Source organism: Paenibacillus sp. J31P316, assembly GCF_056269105.1.
Genome location: NZ_JBWDNI010000001.1, coordinates 232,337 through 254,499, shown reverse-complemented (window position 1 = coordinate 254,499; position 22,163 = coordinate 232,337). Strand labels below are relative to the sequence as shown.

Sequence of the window (22,163 nt, the reverse complement as noted above, 5' to 3'; positions counted from 1 at the left end):
ACTATAGGAGCATATGCGGAATAGTTGCATCTGAGAAGCTTAAGACTCTGCTTGCAATCGGCTTCTGATCTGCTGGACGGCGACGGGCTCCGAATACGAGGTTTGGCATAGTTCCTGCCATGCTCCGCGGCTGAGCGAGCCTTTGACGACAACGAATCGATAGAGGATTTCATTCACGACATTCGCTTGAAGCTCCTTGAGCATCTCCAGCTCGTCGGGCTCATATAGCGGGGGACTATAAGCCGGTTCGAAAAACAACTCCATATGGAGCAGTCGGAAATCGTAGGGGAGCTCAGGTACGTAATCGTACGGGGCAAGCGGCGGACAAACAGCGCCTTCATCGGGCTGCATGAACTGGGTGCTCAGGTAGCGAGGAGTATGTTCATCGAAGCGATGCTTCAAGTAAGGATTGGAGCTGTGGCGAAAATGATGCGCGTAAGGGCAGAGAAGCGTAAGTACGGCGCCGTGCTTGCTGACCCTGTAAAGCTCTGCCAGCGAGTAGGCGAGATTATCCACGTACGGAAGCATGCGGCAAACCGCGATGGATGTGACGGAATGATCGGGAAACGGCAGTGCCGCGTTCAAGTCGCTGACCAAATTGATTCCGGGCAGCGAGATACGATCGATGCCATAATAATCCGGACGCTTAAACAAGCCGCAGCCGATATCCAGTTTCATTGCCCACGCCTCCCTAGGGTATTGACCACTTCTTCATTGTATGGAAGGCCGCTGATGGACGATTATACGCTTGCCCATTCGCGCCAAAAACCCCCTAGTCCGCATAAGAGCGAATAGGGGGTCAAGAAAAACTCTTTCTATATTACATCACGCTTAGCCGTGCGTAAAATCTTGCGTTCGCGGATACTTATAACTTACAGGACTCTGCGGGCTGTAATGAATCTGTGGTCCCACGTGCTGCCTTTGAAGGTAGAGATCGTCACGCCGATACCTACGCGGTAGGTATGAAGCAGCTTGCCGTCGCCGATATACAGGCTGACGTGGTTAATGACGCCATCGCCGTTCGTGTCCGAGAACACGAGGTCGCCGGCCTTCAGGTTGCTCTTGGATACTTTCACGCCGACCTTGGACTGCGCCTTGGAGGAACGGGGCAGGCTGATGCCGTTCTTCTTGAAAATGTATTGGGTAAAGGACGAACAGTCGAAAGCGCTTGTAATGCCGGCTTTCGCGCCGAATCTGTACGGCACGCCCAAATATTTTTTGCCCGTGGCCGTGATTTTACTCGCAAGCGACGTCTTGGATGACGATGCGGATGACGAAGCTGCCTGCGTCTCGTGTGGTGCTAAAGTCATCGCTCCGCCTGTGCAAGCGATCGTAAGTCCTAGTGTAAGGGAAAGTATTTTATGAGAGATGCGTTTCTTAGGTGTAGTCAACTGAATTCCTCCTAGTGGTTGGTTATTTCTGCTTGGACGTCTTCTCGAAAACTACTATAACACGCCTAAACATGCCACCATTTACCAATGTAAGAGGAATACCTTGCCTACCAAGGGGATAGCGTTGTTTCTTAGAAAATTATGAGAAATGACTCATGAAACAGGGGTTGACAATTAGAAAGCCAACCAGGTTTATCCCTGATTGGCTTTTTGTGGGTCATAAGGCCTAATTGATTATCGATCAATGAGTCTGAAGTCGTCATAATGGAAGCCTGGCGCAACGACGCAAGAGACGAGCACGGGTTCATTGCCAAGCGGCTTCGCCTTCTGCCATACGGTTGCGGGAACGAGTGCCTGCGGATACTGGCCGTTCGCGATATCGGGACCGATGACGATTTCTTCGGTCGCATGCGGCTGCTCTTCCGTGCCTCCGAGCGTCAGCAGCAGCGGGCTTCCGGAATGCCATAGCCACAGCTCATCGGATAAGACCGTATGCCATTCGGAAGCTTCGTCCGGGTGAAGCACGAAGTAGATCGAAGTGGCCGCAACCCTCGCGCCGGAATAGGAGCCGCCAAGCACGTCGCGCGGAATTTCGAACGATGCCTTCCAGAGCTCCTTGTACCAGCCTCCCTCCGGGTGCGGAGACAGATCCAGTGCTTTTACCCAAGGGGATAATTCTTTCGTCATGTTGTTCATGTTGATGTCCATTCTCCTTATCCATTTCTAGTCTCTCTCTATCTATCTCTCTTTAATTCAATAGTATCAATGTAGCGGATTTTGTTCCTGAAGTAAACGAAAGAAGCCAAGGCAGTTGATTCCTCTGCCATGGCTTCGCAGCGTTTGCGCGTGAAGCTTCTTTATTGAATAACCCCGCAGGCGATCCGATCGCCGGAATTGCCGGACGGATCGGTTACATAGTCGTCGGCTTTATCATGAATGACAAGGGCGGAGCCGCCGTCCTTCAGAAGCGAATTCGGCTGGCCTTTCGCCAGCGTCACGACCTTCGTCTCGAATTCGGCTTTGGCATTGCCGCCGGCGTCTGCCTTCAGATTAGGAAGATCCCCGTTATGGAAGCCCTTCGGATTGTTGAAGCCATGCTGCCTGTCCGCGGGATTGAAGTGAGCGCCTGCGGTTTTGAAGTCGGGTACCTCGCATTTGCCGACCTGATGGAAGTGGAGCCCGTGATCGCCAGGGGTCAGCTTGCTCGCTTCCACGCGAACCACGACGGCATCATCCTTCTGGGTGAGCGAGGCGGTGCCGATCGCTTCTCCTTTCGTGTTGATGAGCTTCACCGTAACTTGCGGCGCCTGTTGATGATGGTGGTCGCTCGCCAGCGCGTGAATTGGGTTCACGGCTGCGAGACTGGCAATCAACGCGCAAGCGGTTATTCCTTTCCACGATCTTGCCTGTTTCATATCGGAATCATCCTCCTGTGTACAGCTCCGGGTAGTCGTGTTTCCCGTTTATCATTTCCTGCATCGGCGTTCGGCAAACATCTATTTTTGGCAGGCACTCCTGATGTTGGCGCAATATTGGATTGGTCGGACTAGCAAAGTGTGCTACTTTAGTGATGATAGCGCTATCTTTTACTCATCGGGAGGCGAAACAGGTGAAAGCAATTCGCATCGGTTTTATTGGAACAGGCGGCATCGCGGGCTGGCATGCACGTCAGCTGCTGGAACTGCCGGACGCGGTCATTACGGCACTCGCGGATACGAGCGAGCAGAACAGGAACAGTTTTATCGAGAAACATGGCTTGAGCGGCGTACATACGTATGCGGATTACCGGGATTTGTTGGATTCCGGGGAAGTGGACGCGGTCATTATTTGTTCGCCGCACACGCTGCATTTCCAGCAGGCGAGCGATGCGCTTCACAAGGGCTTGCACGTCATGATCGAGAAGCCGATGACCTGCTCTTCCGTCGAAGCCGGTCAATTGATTCAGATCGCCGAGGATGCCGGCAAAATCATGCAGGTGTCGTACCAGCGTCATTTTCAGCCTGAATACCTGTACATCCGGGACGCGATCGCCCGGGGCGAAATCGGCAAGCTCACGTCCGTCACCGCGTCCCTCTACCAGGAATGGCAGGTCGGAACGGTCGGCTCGTGGCGGCAGAACCCTGCATTGTCCGGCGGCGGCTTCCTGATGGATTCCGGCAGCCATATCATCGACGTCCTGCTCTGGACGACGGGCCTGACGCCGATCGAAGTGAAGCCGCAGCTGCAAATGCACGGCACGCCAGTCGAGATCGACACGTTCACGTCGATTCGCTTCGCGGAAGGTGCCGTGGCGGGACTCAATCTCGTCGGCAATGCGCCATGCTGGCATGAAACCTTCGTCTTCTGCGGCGAAACGGGCGGCATATTCTTCGATAACGGCAAAATCACGCTTCGCCGCAAGGGGCAGGAGCATGTGACGCCTGAGCTTCCTCAAGCGACCACGAACCAAGACAAGAGCTTCATCGATGCGATTCTCGGCCGGCATGAGGTACTGGTTCCGGGCGAGTTTGCCTTGAAGGTCGTCAAATTGTCGGAAATGATTTATGAATCGGCAGGCTACGCGCCGCTCGCCAGCGTGTAATCCGCTATAATCACGGCTGAACAGCCGGAGCCTCCTTGATGGGGACTCCGGCTTTTTTTGTACGCCTTTTTGATTCTTTTGCAGGAGCGCCGCAGAATGGCATTTTGTGTCGATATGCAGTAAACTTGGCTGTAAGGAGTGGATGGACGCGATGAAGCCGGTTACGTTTACATTAGAAGAAGCGAATCGACTGCTGCCTCGGCTGCAGGAAGATTTAATCAAGCTTCAATTGTTGACGCAGCAATTTGAAATGAAGTTCGAAATGCTGCATCAGCTGAAGGATAAGCACCGTAAAGGCTTGCTGCCCGCAAACGGCGACGGAATGGACCCGTTCTTCGAGCTGGAAAGCCAGCTGGAATTCATGCGAATGGAAGTCGAGCTCGCCGTCGGCAACTTCGAACGACAGGGCGTACTGCTCAAAATGATCAATCCTGGACTGATCGATTTCCCTTCGATACTCAATGGTGAGGAAATTCTAATCTGTTGGAAGCAAGGAGAGGAGCGAGCGACCCATTATCATGGCTACGACGACGGATATATGGGCCGCAAACGTTATCCTGACGCGGGTTTGACGAATTGACGGCGGTTTTGAAAAAAGATTGGAAATTTCTCATTTAAGGAGCCTGAGCAATCAGGCTTCTTTTTGTTTCGTCACAAGAGGCATGTCCGTCGACAAAAGATCATACGATTCTTACAGAAGCTTTGACATGCTTTTCAGTTGACAGCCTTTACAATCTAACCTATATCGGAAAGGCCCTAAAAATCCTAGGAAGAGGTGTTTCAATGTCTCGGAGTCTCCAGTGGAATGCAGTGGCTTATATGATTGTCGCGGCGCTACTCGCGTCGTTATTCTTCTCGTTTAATCTGTCCATGAATAGCGTGTCGTCGCATAAAAGCGCCGCAGATGTCAATTACCCGTTATGGCTAAAAACGAAAACCTCGTTCGTGCCTGACGTCGGGCACGCGCCCGTTCATCCATTATCCCCGAAATCCAGCTATCAGCCCGCCACGGTCATTCCCAAATCCCCTTCGGTCACTCCTACCGCTCCTGCTGTTTCTACAGCTCCTACAGCCAAGGCCGTTCCGGTCGATGCAGCGAAGGTCAGCGCTCCTCCCGTTGCGAAACCTCTACCTACATATAGAGTTACCTCGTATTATCTCAATGTCCGCGCCTTGCCGAATGCGGAGTCCAAGATTCTTAAGGCGGTGGAGAAGGGCACGCTTCTTCGGGTGAAAGCCCAGACCGCGAATGGATGGTTGACGCTGGAAGGCGGAGGCTACGTTCACGGAGGCTATGCCGTTCTGGAGACAGGGGCTCTCGCCGCGAAGGAAGCTGCATCGTCCGCGGCAATTGCCGGGGCAGCGATTCCGCTCATTGCAGCGACCGGAGCCGCAACGCTCGACAGCTCGGAGCAGACTGCGCCGAATCAAGCGAAGCAAGCCGTATCGACGAAAGCCGGCGTTACGAAGATTGCTGTTCCAACCGACACCGCAGACGGATCCGTCTCCAATGAAGCTGGCAATCCGCTGAAGCCGACCTCGAAGGTGATGTCCGATTCCGGGCTGACGAAGTCTCATATCGCCGCGCTGTTGAAGGGAACGAAGCTGCAGGGGCTGGGACTCGAGGATGTCATTCTCGGCGTAGAGAAACAATATGGCATCAACGCTTTCTTCACGATCGCGGTTATGAAGCTGGAAAGCGGAAACGGCAAGAGCACGCTTGCCCGTACGAAAAACAATCTCTTCGGTTTGAATGCGGTCACCGGCAACGCGCGTAAAAAGGCGTTCAGCTTCGCGACCAAGGGGGACAGCATCCGGAAATTCGGACAACTCATCAACGATAATTACGTAGCGAAGGGATTTACGACGATCGATAAGGTGGCGCGAAAGTACTGCCCGGCCAACGGATTATGGGCAGGGCATGTCCGAACGATCATGCGCGGCGACTTCGGCAAACTGACCTGATTTTATACGAAATGGAAGCAAGACGCGGTTGACAAGAGCTTACTTGTCATGTAATATTTCGGGAAGTGAGTATTATTAGCAGTTCGGAATTCATTCGTATAGCCTCGCAGCAGGGCGGGGGTTTCTACAGGAAGCCGTAACTTCCTAACTACGAATATGGACGATCCTCAGCGGATTCCATATTTGCGGTTAGGAAGTTTTTTTGCGTCCGCATAACCCGACTGCCTGCTCAAGAGAGGGGACAGCTTAGAGATGAAATATGCAATTGCCGTTTTTCTGGGTGCCGTCAGCTATGGCATTTTATCTACGATCGTCGTAAAGGCTTACGGCGAAGGTTATCAATTGGGCGAGGTGGTTGGTTCGCAGCTGTTGGTCGGATTCGTGCTTTCTTGGCTGCTTGCCTTGTTTACGAAAATTCACTCGGCGCGGAAACGAAATACGTCTCGCCGAGCGGCCGCAGGTGCTTCGGCTTCCGCGAGCACGACGCGGCCCGGATTAACATGGAAGCAGCGTCTGCTGCTGATGTCTGCCGGCATGCCGACGGCGCTTACCGGTTTGCTGTATTACCAGTCGCTGCGCTATATCCCGAATTCGCTTGCCATCATTTTATTATTCCAATTTACGTGGATGGGCGTGCTGATCCATTCGCTAAGGAACCGCAAACGGCCAAGCAATATGATGCTGATCACGTTGGTTGTGTTGTTTGGCGGCACGCTGCTCGCGGCCGGTATCGTGGACCAAGGCATGAGCCATTTCGATGCGCTCGGCGTCGTTCTGGGGCTGCTCGCAGCCGTAAGCTATTCCTTGTTCGTGTTATTCAGCGGCAAGGCCGTGCCTTCCGCAGCGCCTGCTTACCGCAGCGCATGGATGATTACTGGCGGACTGATTCTCGTATTCATTCTGTTCCCGCCGGCTTTTCTGTTTAACGGGTTGATCTGGGGTCATCTGCTGCTGTTCGGTTTGCTTCTCGGCCTGTTCGGCGCCTTTATCCCGCCGGTGCTGTTCGCGGCAGGCGTTCCGCATATCGGCGAAGGCATGGCCGCCATTCTCGGCGCCTCGGAGCTGCCGGTCGCCGTCATGCTGTCGGCGATCGTTCTTCATGAGAGCGTGAGCGCGCTGCAATGGGCGGGCGTCGTGCTCGTCTTGCTCGGCGTCGCGCTGCCGGAGCTGGTGAAGCGGCTGCCGCGGACAAGGGCGAAGGGCTATGCCCACAGTCACAGAGCGTAATTTCGCAGCCTGACGCTTTCCATTGTCATCCAATTTTCTTCGCGGTATAGTGGTTTCATGTCGGAAAGCTGGAACGAACGGAGTGGCTGTCTAAATGACGAATTATATTGCGCTGATTCGAGGCATCAATGTCGGCGGGAAGAACAAGCTGGCCATGGCGGATTTGAAGCGCGAGTTGGAAGCAATCGGCTTGGAGCGCGTGCAGACGTACATTCAAAGCGGCAATATCGTGCTTCGGTCGGATAAGGATGCACAGCGGCTGGGAGCGGAGATCGAAGCAGCGATTACGCGCATATCGGGAATCGCGACGAAGGTGATGATTCGAACGGAATCCGAGCTGAATGCCATTATCGCAGGCTGTCCCTATGCGGATGAAGCCCGCGTGGAAGGGAAGAGCGTTCATCTGACGGCGTTGAACGAGCCGCTCACCGAGAAGCAGCTTGAGAAGCTGAACGTCGGTCTCTCGGAACTGGACCGCTATTATGCGGACGGTACGGCGCTCTATTGCCACTATGGGCAGAGCGTGCTGGATTCCAAGCTGGCGGGCAATATCGCCAAGCTCGGGGACGGTACCACGACGCGCAACTGGAACACGGTGCTGAAGCTGCAAGCGATGGTCGAAGCGATGAAATCATGAGCTCCGTCCAATAGCGGGGATACAGCGTAAGACGCGATGAAAGCGGCTGAATTGTTGGCCCACCATGGTTAGCGCACGCGTATGATTGAGCTATAGCGCGAAGAAGCCTCCCGGCGTGCCGGGAGGCTTCTTCGTTGTTCCAATCCGTTATCCGGAACGAAGCCGGATATAAGAGCGGTACGTAAGGCAGCACGAGCAGGGCAGAGGGGGGATTCCGCCCAAGACTTCAATCTATGCTTATTCCTGCTCTTCGTTCTGTGCGGAGTGGTTCGCCGACTGGTTGTTCTCGAACGCTTCTGCTGCTTCTTCAGCGGAGAACTCCGTGTCTTCCTGACCGGGTACAGGCAGTTTGTTCAGCTCGGAAGACTGTACGTCTGCTTTGGAGACTTGATTTTGATTATTCGACATGTGTACACCTCCTTGGCTGATCCTATGGCTGCTTTTGGCAACAAAAACTATAATGCCCATGAAGAACCGGATATTATACGTCTTCACGATTTCTTCATTTATTCGAGTGCCCTTCACGACGGCCGGATAAAACAGCGCGGGTACGCTTCTCCCGAATTCCGTCTAGCGGCCTCTGGTCGAGTAAGCTATAATTCAATTGCTGGAAATCAGGACATGACATGGGAGAGATTACGAGATGAAGCGTCAACTTTGGATACCGGCGATCGCTGCCGCCGCACTGCTCGGTTCGATGATTCCGATCGGCCGAACGGAAGCCCAGCCGCAGCTGCTTTCCGTTTATTTGGACGGGAAGCGCCTTGAAATGACGGCGTCGCCTTACATAGAAGAAGGAGTAACCATGGTGCCGTTCAGACCCATATTCGAAGCCTTGCATTTGCAGGTTGCGTGGGACAAGTCCGCGCAAACGGTCGCCGGAACGAATGATTGGTCGTCGGTAAAATTGACAGCCGGCAACCGAACCGCGCTCGTGAATAACAATGAGGTCGGCATGGAGACGGCCGCCATGCTGAAAGACGGCGCGCTCTTCGTGCCGCTTCGCTTCGTCGGGGAACAGACGGGAAACGTCGTGTCCTGGAATCAGGCAGCAAGGCGGATCGATATTACCATGGGTTCCGGTATGCAAGGCCGCCTTACCGGAAGCAAAGTGAACGGCAGGGCGATTCAGTTGCTGCAATTCGCTGACGGCGAACTGCGCAAGATTGCGGACGTCGTGACTGACGCGGATGGCAATTATCGTTTTGACGGCTTGGAAAAGGGAGAGGACTACGCCATCGCAGGTGTATGGCCGGATAACGCGGATATCCGAACCTGTACCTTCAAGTACCGGAACATGGGCAATTGCTCGCAAGTGGCCCTGGAAGATCATCAGGCGACTTTCCGGGTGTTGGATCCGAACGGCAACCCGATCTTTGATTATACGCTCGAAATCAGGCTGGAACGAACAGCATACAATGAATATACGAGGCCGAATATCGATGTATTCAATTGGGATACGCTCAAGGACGGAGAAACGTATACCGCGTCCGTACAGCTGCCGCCGGAACTGGAAAGTCGCTACACGCCTGGCGTTCCATATACGTTCACCTATCACGCCGGCGAACATGTCATCCATCAGTTTCGGCTTGCGGACCTTCCGGACGCGCAGGCGACCGGGAAATTGGTCGACGAGGCCGGCAAGCCATTGGCAGACAAGACGGTAAACATCTCGAAGACCGATCAAGACGGCCCTTCCGTGGCGGTGAAGACGGAATCGGACGGCAGCTTCGCTTTCCGCGGACTTGTGAGCGGACAAAAATATGCGTACAGCGTTTCGGTGCCGACACGCGAGAAACCGCTCATCGGCGATTTTATGCCTTCTAACATGAAGACGTTTACGTACAGTGGCTCTCCGATGGACCTTGGCGCGTTTACCTTGAACCGCATTCAAATGATCGGTCGACTGACAGACGGTGATGGAAAGCCGCATTCAGCTTTGGGCAGCTTGAAGGGCGCGAGCGGCAATTACGTCGGTCAAGCCATTGCATATTCGGACGGCTATGCAGCGATCGGCGGTATGGAAGAGGGGGAGCAATACACGTGGTCGCTGCTGGGATCCGACTTCTATAGCAGCGATGCGATTAGTTTCGTAAGCATCATCAAATCTTCCGCGCAGCCCTATACGTTCGTCTACAAACCGGGCATGGCGGAAGCGGCATTCAAGGTTACGCTTGGTTCGCGGTATGTGTCCGGAAAAGTTAAATCCAGCTCGGGCTTGATCGAATCCGGAGCAAACGTTTATGTCGAATTCACGGTCGGAGGCGCGACGGTTCGATCGGCAGCGGCGAGAACGGATGCCGGCGGCAATTTTACCATCCCGATGCAGGAGAACAAGCAGGGCCGGATCTATGCCGTCTCCGCGGACGGGCTGCGGAAATCGCCGAAGGTGGAATTCGACATTACCGATTCGAACGCTTCGCTTCCCGGCTTGGTCGTGCAATAAGTTCCAATCGTGGCTGTCCCCTTTGCCTGGTGCATTTTGGAGGGGACGGCCTGATTGGCTTTTCACGTCATGAAAGCGTTATACTAAGAAGGGAAACCGATCGGAGAGGAGCCTGATAGTTTATGAGAATCGCCATTACAGGAGCAAGCCGTGGATTAGGGTACGAGCTTGCTGTCGCCGCGGCTAGCCGAGGACATCAGATTCTCGCTGGCGTTCGCAACATGCAGGAGGCCGGATCGAAGTTCGATAGACTGGATGCGAAACTTCGTGCACTCATCGAGCTTGTCGAGCTGGACGTGGTGAATGATGCATCGATCGCGGACTTTGCCTCCATGCTGCGTGACCGCGAAGCATCCATCGATGCGCTCGTGAACAATGCGGCCATTCTGCGCGGACGCGACCACGGCATCGAGTCCATGGATCTGGAGGATTTGTCGGCATCGTTCGATACGAATCTGTTCGGGCCGATCAAGATGATCCAAGCGCTACTTCCGTTTCTCCGCAAAGCAACGCTGCCGTCCATTATGAATATTTCGTCCGATGCGGGTTCCTATGCGTCGGCCAGCGGCGGCGATTACCCGTACGGAGTGTCGAAGGCCGCGCTTACCTACCTGTCCGAGAAGCTTCGCAAAGAGCTTGAGCCTCAAGGGTTTCAAGTGCTGGCCATCCACCCGGGCTGGATCAGAACCGATATGGGCGGCGAGCAGGCGCCTGGCGATCCCGTGCAATCGGCGGAGCAGCTGATCGGTCTTCTGGAGCGCGTACGCCCGCTTAAGGTCAAATACGGATTCGTTAGCCCAGCAGGGTTGGAATTGCCAATTTAATGCAACCATTCATGAATGACAGCCATGGTTTCCTGTTTAGCGACAGGGGATCGTGGCTTTTTTTTAGTTGCGGGTTTTAGCTAAAAGGAGAGTTCGCATAGAGAGGCTGGGGTTTCAGGCGGGCGAGAAGCGCTTATATATAAGCATGGCTCAGAGCCAAGCAAGTCTTGGCATAAAGCAAAGGATACTGCCGCGGAAGGAGGTGAAATGCGCATGACATTTCGCCAATCTAGGCGATGGGGTACCGTGACGGTCACGCTGGCAAGCCTGACCGTGGGAATCGGGTTGACGGTCTTGGTCGGGCATCCGGGCAAAGCGTCGGCTTCCGTACCGAATTTGCTGCCAAAGCAGGCGCATACGGAACAATCGGCATTTTCAGTGAAAGTGCCGCTTGTCGAAGTAACCGTTCCGACTGTTACGGACGCTGGTTCAGGCGAAGCGGCTTTGCAGAAAGCGAAGGTTACGCTGCCTGAAGTTACAGTCGATACGTCGGTCGTTAACGTTGCCACTCCTCCGGTGTCGGTACAAGCTTCTAACCTAGGCGTGGATGCCGATGTCGGGCAGGCAAGCGTGACGGCGCCGATCGTCGAGATCGTTACTCCGGAAGTCAGCGCAAATACGGGACAGGCAGACGGCGTGTCGGTCTCGGCCGTGCCGGCGGAGGTGCGACTACCGCTCTTGCCGGTTGCGATTACGACGCCTGTGATCGGGCTGAGGTCGAAAGTCAGCCAAGACGGCACTAAGCCGCCAGTCGTGGTGGAGATCAAGAAGCCGACTGTTAAGGCTTCACTTTCTCAAACGTTTACGTCGCCATCGTATGTCGTAACGGGGTCACCGAGTTCTGCTGCGCTTGAAACGAATTGGGAGCCAACGAATCCTTCATTGCCTGAAACGACGGTCACACCGGATTCGGAGCCGAGTATGGATTCCGACGAGGTGTTTCCCGTGGAGCCGCCTGCTCCATCAAGCAATACGCTTGAACCGGTCGTTCATCCGATCATCCGAATACCTGTCCCGGCAATGGAAGCCAGTTTGCCAGATGCAAGCGATAAGTCGAGTCTCAGAATCGTAGATTCCTCTGAGGGCGATGGTGGCAAGCGAAATCCCAATGCCGCTTCTCGCGGGACAAGTACATCGGGAACGGCTGCCACGCTGCCTGCTCTGACCGGCAATGTGGCGCCAAGCCCTTTGGGAGGTTCGGCTTCGGCCCCTGGCAGCGGAGGCTCGTCGACGGGAGTTGCGTATCCGCCTACGGTGCTGGAACAGATGAATAAACTCGTCCGTTTCGGCATCGGTTACGCCTTGCCCGTAACGTATCAAGTCGGAACGGACCAGTGGTCTCAGGCTCCACCGCAGCAGCCGCCGCGATATGACTCTTTCTCACACGTTGATTTGTAGGCGCAATTGCCAACCAACAAACAATCGAGAAGGAGTGCATATCAAATGAAAAAGGTACCTCAATGGATGAAAGTAACGGTGTTTTCGGGTTCGTTTCTGCTGGCGCTAATTGGAGCTTCGACGGTGACGCACGCGTCTTCCGCGAACAGCGATACTGGATTGGGCTTAAATCTTGGACTCGGTATCGGCTTGCATTCGGATAGCAGCTCGGCGAATGCCGATTCGTCGGATCGTAATTCCTACAACGGCGGCTTGGATCTCGGCTTGAACGCGAACGTGGATGCGATGATCAATGGCCAGCGTTCCGAGTGGAACGACGGCGATTGGAATTCCTCCGGCGCCGGCGGGAACGTGGATCTAGGCATGAATGCGAATGCGATGACGGCAACCAAGAGCGAGCGTTCGAGTATCAAGAAAGACCGCAACTGGAGCAAGTCGAGTGAGAGCACTAGCGCGCAAGCCGGCCTCGGGCTGAGTGCGAACGCGATGACGGCAACCAAGAGCGAGCGTTCGAGTGACGAGAAAAACCTTGACTGGAACAAGTCGAGCGTGAGCACTAGCGCGCAAGCCGGTCTCGGGCTGAACGCGAATGCGATGACGGCAACTAAGAGCGAGCATTCCGACAACAATGGAAGCGAACGCAACTGGAACAAGTCGAGCGAGAGCACTAGCGCGCAAGCCGGTCTTGGTCTGAATGCGAACGCGATGACGGCAACCAAGAGCGAGCGTTCCGACAACAACGGAAGCGAACGCAACTGGAACAAGTCGAGCGAGAGCACTAGCGCGCAAGCTGGTCTCGGTCTGAATGCGAACGCGATGACGGCAACCAAGAGCGAGCGTTCCGACAACAACGGAAGCGAACGCAACTGGAACAAGTCGAGCGAGAGCACTAGCGCGCAAGCCGGTCTCGGGCTGAGTGCGAATGCGATGACGGCAACTAAGAGCGAGCGCTTCGACAATCTCGAGAACGACCGCGATTGGTACGAGTCTTCTACCGAGAGTCGTGCACAAGCTGATTTTAGCGCCAGCGCCTCGAACGACTCCGTATCCAGCTATGCTTCGCATGAAAAGGATCGCGGTTCCGAACACGGAACGATTTCTACCGAAAACAACGCCAACGGTACCCTACATGCACAAACTTGGACGCAAGACAGCTATCATGTGATGTCATAAGAATAGGACTAATGAGCGTTCCGGGCTAATGCACGGAACGCTTTCCATTCTTAGAAGTTAGCCCCGCCTTTCAAAGCTGCCAGCATCCAGTTTTGAAAGGCCCATTTGCTCGAAATACGATGAAAAGCTGCCGATTGGCAGCTTTTTCGTCCTCTTAAGTGGCATTGCTGCCCTCAAAGCTGCCGATTGGCAGCTTTTTCGTCCTCTTAAGTGGCATTGCTGCCCTCAAAGCTGCCGAACAGCAGAATTGAGGGCTCCAAGTGTTCAAATTGCGCGTAAAAGCTGCCATTTGACAGCTTTCACCTAAGACATACTGCTGCAGTCTTCGAAACCTGGCTAGTATAACTAAAATAAAAAAGCGTTTCGAGCAGAGGCTCGGAACGCTTTTTCAACGATGCAGTTAACCCATATCTACCGAATGCGCAACCGGCGTGTTCCCGTGTTCCGTCTTCGGTCTTCTCAGCGTGGTCGCGCATAGGATGCCGAAGACAGCCAATCCGACGAGCACGAGATACGCATCATGGAACCCATGCGCCATCGCGTCAGGCATCGGCTTCTCGCCGTCGGATACATAGTGCGCCGTGCGGTTCGCGATGATCGTCGTCAAGCCTGCCACCGAGAACGACGTAACCACCTGCTGCGTGGCGCTCGTGAGCGAGGTGACGCGGCTGACGAGATTGCTGGGCGCCGATTGGATCAGATGCGTGTTGAGCGCTAGGAACGACAGGCCCATTCCCATGCCGAGCATCGCGCGGGGAAGGAAGAACTGCCAGGCGCTGTCGTGCGGGTCGATCTGGGCGATCAGGAACGCGCCGACGCCGACGATCGTGAGCCCGACCAGCACGAGCGGCCTAGCGCCGATGCGGTCGTACAGCCGTCCGCCGATTGGCATGAACAAGCCTGCCGCGATGGCTTGAGGCAACGTCCACATGCCTGCGTCGAACGCGGACATGCCCATCAGTTTCTGCATGAAGAACGGCACGGAGAAGATGATGCCGAACATCACGAACTGCAGCACCCACTGAATCAGAATACCGCGGGTAAAGAGCGAAGAACGGAAGACGCGCAGTTCCAGCAGCGGCTCTTTCTTCCGCGTAAGCTCGACGATAATGAAAGCGGCGAGCGCGACGACGCCGACGATGAGGCCGATGATCGTTTTGTCGGAGGTCCAGCTCGTCGAGCCTTCGCTAAGACCGTAGGACAATCCCGAGAAGGCCAGCGGTCCGAGGATGATGCCTAGCATGTCCAACGAGGTCGAGGCTTTCTTCGGCAGACTAGGAAGGAGCAGCGCACAGAGAATGACGCCGACGATACCCACCGGGATGTTGATTAGGAAGATCCACTCCCATTGGACATAGTCGACCAAATAACCGGAAATGATCGGGCCGAGCGCGGGTGCGAGCAGGATCGGCATGCCCATCAAGCCCATGATCGAACCCGCTTTCTCCGGCGGGCTGAACCGATACGTCATCGCAAAGGCGATCGGGCTGACCATCCCGCCGCCAAGACCTTGCAGCACCCGGTAAAGGATAAGCTGGTCGACGGTTTGGGCGGTCGCGCACAGAATAGAACCGAGCGTGAACAGCACGAGCGACAGGATGAAAATCTGTTTCGAACCGAAACGGTCCGTCATCCAGCCGGCAAGGGGAATGACGGCGGCTTGCGCCAGCGCGTAACCGGTAATCGTCCATTGGACGGTTTCGAGTTTGCTGTGGAAATCGTCAACCAGCTTGGGAACCGCTACGTTCACGGCCGTGCTGTCCAGAATAACCATGAAGATACCGACGATAATGGCGATGAGAGGGCCTGCTAATTGACGCATGGAGGTGTAAGGCAGCTCGGCTGTTTTGGAACGTATGGCGGACATAAAAGCCTCCTAAATTTCTATTTGCTTCCACTTTATAGCTGCCTAGGCTGGAAGTCAAAAGAAAAATTCGGCGTGTCAACTTCACTTAATGGTGACGAACATTGGGGTGACAGGGCTACTAGACTTCTTTAGAAGCGCGGCCGAAGAGAGAGGCGAAGCGAGAGGCGGGATTGCTGGACGCAAACAAAAAACCAACCGTCTGCAAGCAAACGATTGGTTTCCCCGTACGAATACGGGCGGTTTTCGGTTAAGCAGTCACTTCGCAGCTCAGTCGTCAACTAAGGCTCCAGCGTCGTGTCGACAACCTGGAATGCCTGATTCCAGCAGCGCCTGCAGACCGGCTTATAATCTTCGTTGCCGCCGATCTGGATTTGCTCGCCGGAGTTGACTGGCTTGCCGTCGCGGAAGCGGATGACCATCGTCGCTTTGCGGTCGCAATACCAGCAGATCGTTTTGATCTCCTCGATTTTGTCAGCCTGGACGAGCAAATTGTAGCTGCCCTCGAAGAGCTGATTTTGAAAATCGTTCTTCAGCCCGAACGCCATGACGGGAATGTTCAGCTCGTCGACGACGCGCGTAAGCGCCAAGATATGATGCTTCTTCAGAAACTGCGCTTCGTCGATAAGGATACAGTAAATCTGCTTGGGGCCTGACGAAGACAGATGGGATTTGACGTTCTCGTACAAATCGGTATCCTCTTCCACCGGTATCGCTTCCCGCTCGAAGCCGACGCGCGAGCCGACCAGCTGCGACGTGCCTCTGGCGCTGAAGGAAGGGGAATAGATGAGCACCCGTTTGCCTTGTTCCTCGTAGTTGTGGGCGACTTTAATGATTTCGAACGATTTGCCGCTGTTCATCGTCCCGTATTTGTAATAAAGCTGTGCCAATGGAACCTCTCCTCAGCAAGATGTCTTTCCTTATTGTACAGATTTAATCGCCGCTGGCAAGGCGCCGCTTCAAAAAGAAACAGCCGCCGGAATCCGGCAGCTGTCCTGTAGGCGTTTACAATTTGCCTTTCAGATCCATCAAATATTTGACGACGACGCCGAAAGCTCCAATGTAGTAAGCTGTTTCCATGATCCAATCGGTTTTGTCGAATGCGGTCATGCCTGCGAGCAGGAACAACGGAAATACGAGCATCAGGAGATCCGTGAGATACTTCGTAATCAAATCGCTCGAAAACGTGCCGCTTTTAAGCGATTGATAGAGACCGAGCAGGAAATTGAGCCCCATGGCTCCGAGCACGATCCACATCGAGTACAGCATCCAATCCGTAAGTGCGAATGTCATTTGAAATCACCTCCCCGCCGGGAAGAGTAATTGCATACGTTATCATATGCCGGCGGCGTTCAGGTTGTACTGGGACAACGCTGATTTTGTCGAAGGAGGGGGGGCGCTGAACAGGCTGGAGACGTTCAACAGCTGCAACAGGAATAACGGTGCCGCCTTGGGAAAACCATAGATGAATTGAACGGGCGCGTGTAAAATAGAAAGCGTACGCTGACGAAAAGGAGCAAGGACATGAACGAAATCAAGACATTGCAGCAAGCTTTCAACGAATCGGCTCATCCCGTCGGCGGTCACGGCAAACGCAATCTGAACGTGCTGTTGGAAGCGTTCGAGGGGATTGACGGAGATACAGATAGCGACACGTACGGAAAAGGAGCAATGATCGAGGATTTCCAAACGGAAATGGCGAGCTACTTGGGCAAACCGTCCGCGGTATTCTTCCCGAGCGGAACGATGGCGCAGCAGATCGCGCTGCGGATCTGGAGCGACCGGAGCGGCAAGGCCAAGGTCGCGTACCATCCGCTCTGCCATTTGGAAATTCACGAACAGAACGGCTTGCGGGAGCTGCACCGGCTGGAACCGGTTCTTCTGGCGGACAAGTCCCGGCTCATCACGCTGCAGGATGTGGAGGCGTTGCCGGACGACGTCTCGTGCCTGCTGCTGGAGCTGCCGCAACGGGAGATCGGTGGCCAACTGCCGGATTACGGCGAGCTGGAAACGATCGCGGCGCATTGCCGCAGCAGAGGAATCAAGCTTCACCTGGACGGCGCCAGGCTGTTTGAAGTGCTGCCTTATTACGGCAAGAGTGCCTCGGAGGTGTGCGCGCTCTTCGATAGCGTCTATGTCTCGTTCTATAAGGGAATCGGCGGTATAGCTGGCGCGATTCTGGCAGGAGACACAGACTTCACGGAAGAGTCCAAAGTATGGAAGAGACGGCATGGCGGCGATTTGATCGGGTTGTACCCTTACATCGTGCCCGCGGCGCATTATTTCCGGCAGCGTCTGCCGAAGATGGAACAGTACTATCAGGACGCCGTCGAGCTCGCGGCGATGTATAATGGCTGCTCCGGCGCCGCGACGATGCCTGTCGTGCCGGTATCGAATATGTTTCACGTCCATTTGGACGTTTCCAAGGCGACTGCGGAGTCCATCATCATCGGGATCATCGAACGGACGGGCGTCGGCTTGACGCACAACATCAATGCAGCATCGGAGCAGAGCTGCAATTACGAGATCAGCCTGGGCGACCGGTACCGGCTCGTCCCGAAAGACAAGCTGCGCGAAGCGTTTCTCCTTCTGGACCAGGAGCTGCGTAAGGCTGCTGAGCAGTAGAATACAAGCGATACGAAGAAACATGTGAGACAAAGAAACAAGTCAGACAATGAAACAAGTGATACAAGCATTTACATAAGATGGAGCAGTCACTCGCTGATTGCTCTTTTTGTGCTGCATCCCCTCTCCGTCGCACTCTGCGCCGCAGCTGCGGCGATGGCGCGCCGCGCATAAAGATCGGCTGCGATTGGCAAAATAAACTATCGAAGCAAGAAAAAGGAGGGGATGCGAACATGACATTGATCCGCCGATTTTTCAAGCTGATGGGCACAGGCAAGCAAGCCTCCGGCCGGAAGAAGGCAAACGGCGGCCCGGTCGACCGGCATGCTCCGCTTTCGACCAGCATGGACCGCAATTTGGCCGATCTGAAGCGCATCTTCACCGAGACGCCCGATCTTATCATTCGTACCTTTCCCTATAAACAGACGGGCCGCAGGGCGGCCTTGGCTTACTTGTCCGGCCTGTCGGACAAGAATTCGATCAACAACAATGTTTTGCATGAATTGATGCAGGTGGACGAGGAAGAAGGGACGCCGGGCATTCTTCCCGTTACGGTCGGCAAAGTGGAGACGTGCTCGAGCTGGGCGCAGATCGAATATGCCATCCTGAATGGGCAGAGCCTGCTTCTGATCGACGGCACGGACCGTATCTTCGCCTTGGCAACGCAAGGCTGGCCGCAGCGCGCCATCGCCGATTCCCAGATCGAAGCCACGTTGAAGGGCGCCCATCAAGGATTCGTCGAGACGAGCGAGTCCAATGTCGCGCTTATCCGACGGATGCTCGGCACCCGCGAGTTGAAAATCAAGGAATTGATCGTCGGCGACCGGGTGCCCTGCAAAGTATCGCTCATGTACATGGAGGACCTGACGGAGCCCGAGTTCATTCGGACGATGTCGCTGCGCATCGAGAAGCTCGAGACGGACTGCATTCTGAATACGGGCGAATTGGCGGAATTGCTCGAGGATCAGCCATTTTCCCTGCTTCCGCAGCTCATCACGACCGAGAGGCCCGATACGGCTGCCTCCCATCTGCTGCAAGGCCGCGTCTGCGTCGTCGTAGACCGTTCCTCCAGCGTACTGATCGCCCCGGTCAATTTCATCTCTTTCTTCCATGGCATCGACGATTACAGCACGCGGTGGCCGATCGCGAGCTTCATGCGCCTGCTGCGGTTCTTCGCCTGCTTCATTGCCGCGATGCTGCCGGGTATCTATATCGCGTGCATTTCGTTTAATTTCGAGGTCATTCCCCTTGATTTGATTCTATCCATCGGCCAATTCCGCGCGGCGGTTCCGTTCCCGCCATTCATCGAGGCGCTGATCATGGAAATCACGCTGGAGATGCTGCGGGAAGCGGGCATTCGGCTGCCCGCGCCCGTCGCGCAAACCGTCGGCATCGTCGGCGGCATCGTGATCGGCCAAGCGGCCGTGCAAGCCGGCATCGTCAGCAACCTGATGGTCGTCGTCGTCGCTTCGACGGCGGTCGCCTCGTTCATTATTCCGAACTATGACATGGCAGCCGCGGTTCGGCTTATCCGATTTCCGGTCATGATCATGGCCTCGTTGTTCGGCATCATCGGCATCATCGCCTGCGTGATGTTTTTCATCGCGAGGGTCCTCCGGATGCGTTCCCTGGGCGAATCGTACACCGTCCCGATTGCTCCGCTGCGAATCAGGGATTGGAAGGACGTCTTCCTTCGCCTCCCTCTTTGGTCGATGTCCCGGCGTCCGAGAAGCGTGCGATCGCTGCAGAAGCAGCGAATGGGTTCCGAAGAGCATGGAGGAGAAGGCGGATGAGCATCGATTATTTAAAACCCGACACCAAGCAGAACAGCATCACGACGCTGCAATTCATCTTGACCATTCACAGCATGCAGCTTGGCGTCGCCGCGTTGTCCATGCCCGGCGATCTAGCTCGCACCAGCGGAACGGACGGCTGGATCGCCTTGATTTTCGGTTGGATGGCTTCCAGCATCGCGAGCTTGATCATCGTTCAAATCATGAAGCGATATCCGAAAGGCACGATCATCGAGCTGATGGCCCACTTCTTCGGCAAATGGATGGGCAAACTGACCGCGCTGCTATTCGGCGTTTACATGTGCATATTCGCCTACTTGATCCTGGATCGGATGGTCATCCTGATCCAAAGCTGGATCATGCAGCAATCCGAATCGTACGTCCTCATGCTGTTGTTCGTCGGGCCCGCTTACGTAATTGTCACGGGAGGCGTTCGGATCATCGGCCGATATGCGGAGATCGTGGTGATGCTATCTTTATGGATGCTGGCCGCCTTGCTTCTGCTGCTAAAGGAAGGCAATTGGCTGCATCTGCTGCCGATCGTAAAGGAAGGCTGGATGCCGATATTCAAGACGGTCAATACGACGATCATTTCATTTCTCGGATTCGAATCGGTGTTCTTCCTGTATCCGCATATGGATAAGAAGCAGCATGCATCCTGGGGGGTGTTGGCCGCCAATACGTACACGCTCGCCATTTATCTGTTCATTACGCTTATCTGCTTCCTGGTCTACAGTCCGGATCAAATCACGCAGTTCAACGAATCCATGCTATCGGTCGTCAAGATCATCGAATTTCGGTTCATGGAGCGGTTCGACATCATTATGCTGACCTGTTATCTGCTGGTCATATCCAAAACCTGGATTCCGGCGTTATATATGGCGGTTTACAGCACGAAGCGCCTGCTGGTCCTCGGAAATCCGAAGTTGTACACGTCGCTTTTCCTTGCCGTCGCGATAGTCATTACGTTCATCTGGGATCCGAATTGGAATCAAAGCATGAGCGCGATGAAATGGTTCAGCCAAATGGGGCTTGCGGTCGCCTATATATTGCCCGTATTGCTCTGGGGCGTCTTGTCCGTCATGCTTCGCTTCAAGAGGTGGCAAACATGAGAAAAGCGTTATCGGTCCTGCTTGCGGCGGCCATGCTGCTGACGCTTCCCGGCTGCAGGGATCGGGTCGATTTGGAGAACGTGACGCTCGTGCTCATGATGGGCATCGACCTGGATGAACATAATAATCTCGTCGTCTATGCCTCCAGTCCGGTCTTCAGCAAAGAAGCGAAGGATAAGAACGAAGTGACGCAGGTCAACGCCGTTTCGCTTCGAGAGTCCAGAGGGAAGCTCGAGACCCGCGTGTCGGCGCTGATCAGCACGGGCAAGCTTCAGAACATTCTCATCGGCAGGAAGCTGCTGCAGCATCCCGGATGGATCAAGCTTCTCGATGTTGCCTACCGCGATTCCAAGACGCGCATGAACGCGAGGTTGATCGCCGTCGATGGACCCGTGAGCGAAGTGATGTATTTCGCGCCGCCGAACAAACGCAGGCTCTCGCTTCATATCGCCAAGCTGGTCGATACCGCGCATGTGCGGAATTTGGTCGAGGAGGCTACGCTCTTCGATTTCAATAAGCAGCTGCTAGAACGAGGAAAGATGCCCGTTATAACGGGACTCCGCAAGACGCCGCGGGAGATCGTGGCCGACAAGAGCATACTGTTGGACAACAGGGGCATGTACGTCTCTACGCTGGATTTACAAGAGAACGAAATGCTGCAAATCTTGCAGGACGACAAACATTCCGACCTGTCGCTGACGTATGTGCTGCCGGAAAAGGACGGCGCGGACAAGGTTTTGAACCTAGGCGCGCTCAGCTTCTATGTCATTGACGTGAAGAGAAAGGTACGTACTCGTTATGCCGACGGAAAATTCCGGTTCGATCTCGACTTCTATCTGCCGATCCGGCTGACGGAGCGATTGTTTACGTTCGACGTGGCCAAGGATGCGGGGGAGCTGCAGAAGCAGATCGATAAGCATCTGCAAGCGCAGTTGAAAGAGGTCGTCGACAAGCTGCAGAAGCATGCCGTGGATCCGATCGGCCTTGGCCTGTTCGCGCGCGCCTACAAATACCGGGACTGGAAGAAGGTGCAGGATCAGTGGGGAGAGGCATTCAAGAACGCCGATATCCGCATCCGCGTCCGTACCGATATCACCGACATGGGCGAGATCCGTTAATGCATCGGC

The 22,163-nt window shown here is 54.8% G+C and carries 21 protein-coding genes and 1 riboswitch; of the genes, 13 read left to right on the top strand and 8 right to left on the bottom strand.

Going from position 1 to position 22,163, the window contains the following annotated elements; all coding sequences use genetic code 11:
* Positions 1-39 precede the first annotated feature (39 nt).
* From AC0YNU_RS01055 to AC0YNU_RS01040, 4 genes are all read right to left on the bottom strand, one after another.
* A complete protein-coding gene (locus AC0YNU_RS01055) occupies positions 40-678 on the bottom strand; it encodes a class I SAM-dependent methyltransferase (protein WP_475752464.1) in 639 nt (212 codons plus the stop codon).
* A 194-nt stretch (positions 679-872) separates the two neighbouring features.
* Positions 873-1,310: a C40 family peptidase gene (locus tag AC0YNU_RS01050; RefSeq protein ID WP_475752463.1), complete on the bottom strand. Its 438-nt coding sequence runs from the start codon at positions 1,308-1,310 to the stop codon at positions 873-875.
* 315 nt (positions 1,311-1,625) lie between these two features.
* The gene (locus AC0YNU_RS01045) at positions 1,626-2,078 is read right to left on the bottom strand and encodes a cupin domain-containing protein (protein ID WP_475753906.1); all 453 of its coding nucleotides are present in this window, start codon (positions 2,076-2,078) and stop codon (positions 1,626-1,628) included.
* A gap of 170 nt (positions 2,079-2,248) precedes the next feature.
* Entirely contained in the window at positions 2,249-2,806 is a 558-nt protein-coding gene (locus AC0YNU_RS01040; RefSeq protein ID WP_475752462.1) for a superoxide dismutase family protein, read from the bottom strand.
* A 194-nt stretch (positions 2,807-3,000) separates the two neighbouring features.
* On the opposite strand from AC0YNU_RS01040, the gene AC0YNU_RS01035 reads away from it, so the two are divergent.
* The 5 genes from AC0YNU_RS01035 (at position 3,001) to AC0YNU_RS01015 (ending at position 7,801) form a co-directional block, all read left to right on the top strand.
* Positions 3,001-3,972 carry a Gfo/Idh/MocA family protein gene (locus tag AC0YNU_RS01035; protein WP_475752461.1) on the top strand — a complete coding sequence of 324 codons (972 nt, stop codon included), beginning with the start codon at positions 3,001-3,003 and terminating at the stop codon, positions 3,970-3,972.
* Positions 3,973-4,123: 151 nt separating this feature from the next.
* Entirely contained in the window at positions 4,124-4,552 is a 429-nt protein-coding gene (locus AC0YNU_RS01030) for a DUF2203 domain-containing protein (protein WP_475752460.1), read from the top strand.
* 203 nt (positions 4,553-4,755) lie between these two features.
* The gene (locus AC0YNU_RS01025) at positions 4,756-5,937 is read left to right on the top strand and encodes a glucosaminidase domain-containing protein (RefSeq protein ID WP_475752459.1); all 1,182 of its coding nucleotides are present in this window, start codon (positions 4,756-4,758) and stop codon (positions 5,935-5,937) included.
* A 74-nt stretch (positions 5,938-6,011) separates the two neighbouring features.
* Positions 6,012-6,108: riboswitch (purine riboswitch) on the top strand.
* An 81-nt stretch (positions 6,109-6,189) separates the two neighbouring features.
* Positions 6,190-7,164 (top strand): EamA family transporter, encoded by a 975-nt coding sequence (locus AC0YNU_RS01020; RefSeq protein WP_475752458.1) that lies wholly within the window; start codon positions 6,190-6,192, stop codon positions 7,162-7,164.
* A gap of 94 nt (positions 7,165-7,258) precedes the next feature.
* Entirely contained in the window at positions 7,259-7,801 is a 543-nt protein-coding gene (locus AC0YNU_RS01015; protein WP_475752457.1) for a DUF1697 domain-containing protein, read from the top strand.
* 237 nt (positions 7,802-8,038) lie between these two features.
* On the opposite strand, the gene AC0YNU_RS01010 is transcribed toward AC0YNU_RS01015, so the two are convergent.
* Positions 8,039-8,209, bottom strand: coding sequence for a hypothetical protein (locus AC0YNU_RS01010; RefSeq protein ID WP_170312128.1), 171 nt, complete (start codon positions 8,207-8,209; stop codon positions 8,039-8,041).
* Positions 8,210-8,444: 235 nt separating this feature from the next.
* Here AC0YNU_RS01010 and AC0YNU_RS01005 point away from each other — a divergent pair, with 235 nt between their 5' ends.
* The 4 genes from AC0YNU_RS01005 (at position 8,445) to AC0YNU_RS00990 (ending at position 13,642) form a co-directional block, all read left to right on the top strand.
* A complete protein-coding gene (locus AC0YNU_RS01005; RefSeq protein ID WP_475752456.1) occupies positions 8,445-10,247 on the top strand; it encodes a stalk domain-containing protein in 1,803 nt (600 codons plus the stop codon).
* Positions 10,248-10,369: 122 nt separating this feature from the next.
* Positions 10,370-11,071 carry an SDR family oxidoreductase gene (locus tag AC0YNU_RS01000; protein ID WP_475752455.1) on the top strand — a complete coding sequence of 234 codons (702 nt, stop codon included), beginning with the start codon at positions 10,370-10,372 and terminating at the stop codon, positions 11,069-11,071.
* Between the two features lie 213 nt (positions 11,072-11,284).
* Complete coding sequence (locus AC0YNU_RS00995; protein WP_475752454.1) at positions 11,285-12,469, top strand: hypothetical protein; 1,185 nt, start codon at positions 11,285-11,287, stop codon at positions 12,467-12,469.
* 45 nt (positions 12,470-12,514) lie between these two features.
* The gene (locus tag AC0YNU_RS00990) at positions 12,515-13,642 is read left to right on the top strand and encodes a hypothetical protein (RefSeq protein ID WP_475752453.1); all 1,128 of its coding nucleotides are present in this window, start codon (positions 12,515-12,517) and stop codon (positions 13,640-13,642) included.
* 400 nt (positions 13,643-14,042) lie between these two features.
* On the opposite strand, the gene AC0YNU_RS00985 is transcribed toward AC0YNU_RS00990, so the two are convergent.
* The 3 genes from AC0YNU_RS00985 to AC0YNU_RS00975 form a co-directional block, all read right to left on the bottom strand.
* Positions 14,043-15,509, bottom strand: coding sequence for a DHA2 family efflux MFS transporter permease subunit (locus tag AC0YNU_RS00985; RefSeq protein ID WP_475752452.1), 1,467 nt, complete (start codon positions 15,507-15,509; stop codon positions 14,043-14,045).
* Between the two features lie 278 nt (positions 15,510-15,787).
* A complete protein-coding gene (locus AC0YNU_RS00980; RefSeq protein ID WP_475752451.1) occupies positions 15,788-16,396 on the bottom strand; it encodes a thymidine kinase in 609 nt (202 codons plus the stop codon).
* A 115-nt stretch (positions 16,397-16,511) separates the two neighbouring features.
* Positions 16,512-16,799, bottom strand: a complete 288-nt coding sequence (locus tag AC0YNU_RS00975) for a hypothetical protein (protein ID WP_475752450.1) — start codon at positions 16,797-16,799, stop codon at positions 16,512-16,514.
* Between the two features lie 231 nt (positions 16,800-17,030).
* On the opposite strand from AC0YNU_RS00975, the gene AC0YNU_RS00970 reads away from it, so the two are divergent.
* The 4 genes from AC0YNU_RS00970 (at position 17,031) to AC0YNU_RS00955 (ending at position 22,154) form a co-directional block, all read left to right on the top strand.
* Positions 17,031-18,131 carry a threonine aldolase family protein gene (locus AC0YNU_RS00970; RefSeq protein WP_475752449.1) on the top strand — a complete coding sequence of 367 codons (1,101 nt, stop codon included), beginning with the start codon at positions 17,031-17,033 and terminating at the stop codon, positions 18,129-18,131.
* Positions 18,132-18,364: 233 nt separating this feature from the next.
* The gene (locus AC0YNU_RS00965; protein WP_475752448.1) at positions 18,365-19,924 is read left to right on the top strand and encodes a spore germination protein; all 1,560 of its coding nucleotides are present in this window, start codon (positions 18,365-18,367) and stop codon (positions 19,922-19,924) included.
* A complete protein-coding gene (locus tag AC0YNU_RS00960; protein WP_475752447.1) occupies positions 19,921-21,036 on the top strand; it encodes a GerAB/ArcD/ProY family transporter in 1,116 nt (371 codons plus the stop codon). The genes AC0YNU_RS00965 and AC0YNU_RS00960 overlap by 4 nt, the downstream gene beginning before the upstream one ends.
* Positions 21,033-22,154, top strand: coding sequence for a Ger(x)C family spore germination protein (locus tag AC0YNU_RS00955; protein ID WP_475752446.1), 1,122 nt, complete (start codon positions 21,033-21,035; stop codon positions 22,152-22,154). The genes AC0YNU_RS00960 and AC0YNU_RS00955 overlap by 4 nt, the downstream gene beginning before the upstream one ends.
* Positions 22,155-22,163 lie beyond the last annotated feature (9 nt).